Here is a 4,905-nt window from a genome sequence, read left to right as displayed (position 1 = left end):
CGAGTGCTCCGGGGCCCGGCGGCAGTGGTTCACGGCGGAGGGACCGTCAGTCGTCGCCGCGCAGGATCGCGATCAGCTGGAGCATCTCCTTGTAGATCCAGACCAGCGACAGGGTCAGCCCGAAGGCCGCCCGCCACGACTCCCGCTGCGGGGCACCGTGGGCGATGGCCGTCTCGACCTCGTGGAAGTCCAGCGACAGGAAGAACGCGCCCAGGGCGACGCCGATCAGGCCGACCACGATGCCCAGCGGGCCGGAGCGCAGCCCCATGTCGGCACCGAAGGCCGACGCGACCAGGTTGACCAGCATCAGCAGCACGAAGCCGAGGGCGATCGCGATGCCGATCCGGGTGTAGCGGGCGGTGACCCGGATCCTGCCGCTCTTGTAGGCGAACAGCGTCGCCGCGAAGACCGCCGCCGTGCCCAGCACCGCCTGGATCACGATGCCGTTCAGCATCGTGTTGAAGGCGTGCGAGATGGCGCCCATCGCGAAGCCCTGGAGGGCCGCGTAGGTGAGGATCAGCGGCGGGCTGACGCTGCGCTTGAAGGAGATCACCAGGCCGACGACCAGGGCCACCAGGCTGGCGCCGACCGCGTAGCCGAAGTTCTCGAACGGCAGCGTGAACCACGCCACCGCACCGGCCGCGACGAGCGTCAGCAGCGTCATGGCGGTGCGGGCGACCACGTCGTCGAGCGTCATCCGCCCGGTGGCCGCCGGGCCCGCCGCCGGCCCGTTGTACATCTGGTACAGCTGCTCGTCCGTGAGCGGGGCCTGGCCCTGCGGCTGCTGGGCGTAGGGCGTGCCCGCGTACGGGTTCTGGCCGTGGGGGCTCCCGGCCTGCGCGGAGGTACCGAACCCCGCGTAGCCGGCGTCGCGGGTGAAGGACCCCTCCCGCGAGAAGACCGGGTTGCTGCTTCTCATTGCTCATTCCCTCCGTGGCGGCACTGCACCGTCCATTGCACAAGGGTAATGGCTTGGCAAAAATTCCGGGATACGCCGCGAGGAGGATCCGGTGAACGGCGTCCGGCGGGGACGCCGTCGTGCGTCCCCGCCGGGAGATCGGTGCCCGGAGCCGGACTCGAACCGGCACGGCCTCGCGGCCAAGCAGTTTTAAGCTGCCCGTGTCTGCGTTCCACCATCCGGGCGTCTGCGAAACCACCCTGAGCCTAGTCGCCCGACTCACTCTTTCGCATGTTCCCTGCCCGGGAAGTTGTCATGTTTGCTTGCCATCTGACGAACTGTCCGGAATTCGGCCACGAAGGACATCCGTTCCGGCCATCCGCCTGCCTCAGGGTTCACGTCATACCGCAGGAGGATGGGTCCACCCCTTCCGTACGCCCAGCGGTGGTAGGGCCAACCGTCCGGCGGAGCGACGCAGGACCATGATCACGTCGCGGACCATGAAGGTACAAGTCCGCGAGCCCGAGGAGCACCCCGTGACCACGTCGACCGCAGCCGCCGTCCACACCGGCCTGGCGGCCGCCCGCGCCATCGGCCTGAACAAGGTCTACGGGGAGGGGGAGACCCGCGTCGTCGCCCTCGACAACGTCAGCGTCACCTTCCCCCAGGGCGAGTTCACCGCGATCATGGGCCCCTCCGGCTCCGGCAAGTCGACCCTCATGCACTGCATGGCCGGCCTCGACACCGTCACCTCCGGCTCCTCCACCATCGGCGACACCGAACTCGTCGGACTCAAGGACAAGCAGCTCACCCAGCTGCGCCGCGACCACATCGGCTTCATCTTCCAGGCCTTCAACCTGCTCCCCACCCTGACCGCCCTGGAGAACATCACCCTCCCGATGGACATCGCCGGCCGCAAAGCCGACAAGGCCTGGCTCGACCGCGTCGTCGACACCGTCGGCCTCTCCGGCCGCCTCGGCCACCGCCCCTCCCAGCTCTCCGGCGGCCAGCAGCAGCGCGTCGCCTGCGCCCGCGCCCTCGCCTCCAAGCCCGACATCGTCTTCGCCGACGAACCCACCGGCAACCTCGACTCCCGCTCCGGCGCCGAGATCCTCTCCTTCCTGCGCAACTCCGTGCGCGAGCTCGGCCAGACCGTCGTCATGGTCACCCACGACCCGGTCGCCGCCTCCTACGCCGACCGCGTCGTCTTCCTCGCCGACGGCCGCATCGTCGACGAACTCCACCAGCCCACCGCCGACACCGTCCTGGACCGCATGCGCCGCTTCGACGCCAAGGGCCGCACCAGCTGACACCGCCGCAGCCCGCCCACCGACCCTTCCCAGGACACCTCATGTATCGCACCGCACTGCGCAACGTGCTGGCCCACAAGGGCCGACTCCTGATGACGGCGCTGGCCGTCATGCTCGGCACCGCCTTCGTGGCGGGCACCATGGTCTACTCCGACACCTTCGGCAAGGCCATGCGGGACAGCAACTCCAAGAGCTACTCGGACGTCGGCGTCCAGGTCGTGGACCGCGCGGCCGGCTCCAGCGCCTCGGCCAAGCAGAAGAGCGAGGCCCGCTCCACCGCACTCACCGACGCCACCGTCCAGCAACTGGCCGCCTTGCCCGGCAGCGCCGGTGCCCGCGGCGTGGTCAGCGGTTTCACCGGGGTCGCCGACCGCAAGGGCGAACTGATCGGCCAGTTCTGGGCAGCCAAGGGCGCCAACTTCGCCCCGGGCCAGGACGGCAAGGACCCGCGCTACCCGATGGTCGAGGGCCAGGGCCCGAAGAACGCCAAGGAGGTCGCGCTCGACCGCAAGACCGCCGACAAGGCGGGCTACAAGGTCGGCGACACCGTCCGGGTCGCCGCCAACGGCCCCGTCATCGAGGCGAAGCTCACCGGCGTCTTCACCACCGACGACCCGGTGGTGAACACCGGCGGCACGCTCACCCTGTTCGACCGGGCCACCGCCCAGCAGACGCTGCTGGAGCCCGGCCGCTACAGCAGCGTCGTGCTCACCGCCAAGCCCGGCACCAGCCAGGACGCGCTGCTCGCCCAGACCCAGCCCGTGGTGCCGTCCGGCCACCAGTTCGACGTCGAGACCGGCGCCAAGCTCCAGGCGGACGAGCAGGCCGACATCACCAAGAGCACCAGCAGCATGCGCACCATGCTCCTGGTCTTCGCCTTCATCGCGCTGTTCGTCGGCATCTTCATCATCGCCAACACCTTCAGCATGCTGGTCGCCCAGCGCACCAGGGAGCTGGCGCTGATGCGGGCGATCGGCGCCAGCCGCAAGCAGGTCACCCGGTCCGTCCTGGTCGAGGCCCTGCTGATCGGTGCCGTCTCCGCCGCGGCCGGCCTGCTGGCCGGCGTGGGGATCGGCGCCGGGATGCAGTCGCTGGTCAACAGCCTGAACGAGAACATGCCGAGCGCGTCGCTGGTCATCAAGCCGCTGACGGTCCTGGTGACCCTGCTGGTCGGCGTCGTCGTGACGGTGCTGTCGGCCCTGCTGCCCGCCCTGCGCGCCTCCCGGATCGCCCCGGTGGCCGCGATGAGCAGCGGCGACCAGCCGGCCTCCCAGAAGAGCCTGGTGGTCCGCAACGCGATCGGCTCGGTGCTCACCGCCGGCGGCCTGGCCCTGATCGGCTACGGCGCCGCCACCGGCGACGACCGCGGCCGGCTGCCGGTCGGCCTGGGCGCCTTCCTGGCCCTGATCGGCGTGTTCGTCCTGCTGCCGCTGCTCTCCCGTCCGGTGGTCGCGCTGGTCGGCCCGCTGCTGCGCGGGCTCGGCGGCACCCCGGGCAAGCTCGCCCAGCAGAACGCGGTGCGCAACCCGCGCCGCACCGCCGCCACCGCCGCCGCGCTCACCATCGGACTGACCCTCGTCACCGGCATCACCGTCATCGGCGCCTCGGTGACCGACACGGTCGACCGGGCCGTCACCAGCTCGATGAAGGCCGACTACGTCGTCTCGGCCGCCAACCACATGAGCCTGTCCGAGCAGGTGCCCGCGCAGATCGCCAAGACCCCCGGGGTCACCGCCTCCTCGCCGCTGATCTCCACCTTCTGGGAGCTCGACGGCACCAGCGAGTCCATCACCGGTCTGAACCCGGAGACCTTCGAGCAGCTCGCCGAGGTGGAGCTGACCAGCGGGTCCGCCGCCGCGCTCGGCAAGGGCCAGCTGCTGGTGGACCAGGACGTCGCCAAGAAGTCCGGCGTCACCACCGGCTCGACGATGACCGTGACGTACCCGGACGACTCCACCGGGCAGCTCACCGTCGGCGGCGTGTACCGGACGGGCGGCATGCTCGGCCCGGTCGTGCTGGCCAACAGCGAGGTCGCCAAGCACGAGCCGAAGCCGTACGTCTCCGACGTCCTGGTCAAGGGCAAGGACGGCGCCACCGCCGCGTTCAAGCAGTCGCTCAAGGACGCCACCGGCGCCAACCCGGTGATCGAGGTGAAGTCCCGGCAGGAGGTCCGCGACGGCTTCAGCCAGACCATCACCTTCGCGCTGAACCTGATGTACGGCCTGCTGGGGATGGCGGTCCTGATCGCGATCCTGGGCGTGGTCAACACGCTGGCGATGTCGGTCTTCGAGCGCAAGCGCGAGATCGGGATGCTGCGGGCGATCGGCCTGGACCGCGGGGGCATCAAGCGGATGGTCCGTCTGGAGTCCGTCGTGATCTCGCTGTTCGGCGCCGGCATCGGCCTGCTGCTCGGCTGCTTCATCGCCTGGGCGGTCAACGGCACCCTGAAGTCCACCCTCGCCGGCCTCACCACGGTCGTGCCGTTCGGCCAGCTGGCGCTGTTCCTGGTGCTGGCCGGGGTGGTCGGCCTGGTGGCCGCGATCTGGCCGGCCCGCCGGGCCTCCAAGCTGGACATCCTGTCGAGCATCAAGACCGACTGACCGCCCGCCGAAACCGCCGGCCGTAACGGTCACCGGATCGGTCGCCGGAACGAGGAAGGTCCCCTGCCGGGGTTCCGGCAGGGGACCTTCCCACTTC

General features: G+C 70.3%; 3 protein-coding genes and 1 tRNA gene. 2 read left to right on the top strand and 2 right to left on the bottom strand.

From position 1 onward, the window contains the following. Positions 1–46: 46 nt before the first annotated feature. Together ACFRMQ_RS38145 and ACFRMQ_RS38140 are read right to left on the bottom strand one after the other, a co-directional pair. Positions 47–919 (bottom strand): Bax inhibitor-1/YccA family protein, encoded by an 873-nt coding sequence (locus ACFRMQ_RS38145; RefSeq protein WP_380735467.1) that lies wholly within the window; start codon positions 917–919, stop codon positions 47–49. A 142-nt stretch (positions 920–1,061) separates the two neighbouring features. Then, positions 1,062–1,143 (bottom strand) — tRNA-Leu (locus ACFRMQ_RS38140). A 255-nt stretch (positions 1,144–1,398) separates the two neighbouring features. On the opposite strand from ACFRMQ_RS38140, the gene ACFRMQ_RS38135 reads away from it, so the two are divergent. Together ACFRMQ_RS38135 and ACFRMQ_RS38130 are read left to right on the top strand one after the other, a co-directional pair. Continuing rightward, positions 1,399–2,208, top strand: coding sequence for an ABC transporter ATP-binding protein (locus ACFRMQ_RS38135; RefSeq protein ID WP_380735466.1), 810 nt, complete (start codon positions 1,399–1,401; stop codon positions 2,206–2,208). Positions 2,209–2,249: 41 nt separating this feature from the next. Beyond that, the gene (locus ACFRMQ_RS38130; protein ID WP_380735465.1) at positions 2,250–4,808 is read left to right on the top strand and encodes an ABC transporter permease; all 2,559 of its coding nucleotides are present in this window, start codon (positions 2,250–2,252) and stop codon (positions 4,806–4,808) included. Positions 4,809–4,905: the final 97 nt, after the last annotated feature.

The sequence above is a fragment of the Kitasatospora sp. NPDC056783 genome (assembly GCF_042789895.1).
Taxonomy (GTDB): Bacteria; Actinomycetota; Actinomycetes; order Streptomycetales; family Streptomycetaceae; genus Kitasatospora.
The sequence above is the reverse complement of the archived record's forward strand: the minus strand, read 5'-3'. Positions and strand labels throughout refer to the sequence as shown.

Bases quoted from the DNA above. Each gene is read 5' to 3' on its own strand.
- ACFRMQ_RS38145 (WP_380735467.1), bottom strand. From the start codon at position 919: ATGAGAAGCAGCAACCCGGTCTTCTCGCGGGAGGGGTCCTTCACCCGC.
- ACFRMQ_RS38135 (WP_380735466.1), top strand. From the start codon at position 1,399: ATGAAGGTACAAGTCCGCGAGCCCGAGGAGCACCCCGTGACCACGTCG.
- ACFRMQ_RS38130 (WP_380735465.1), top strand. From the start codon at position 2,250: ATGTATCGCACCGCACTGCGCAACGTGCTGGCCCACAAGGGCCGACTC.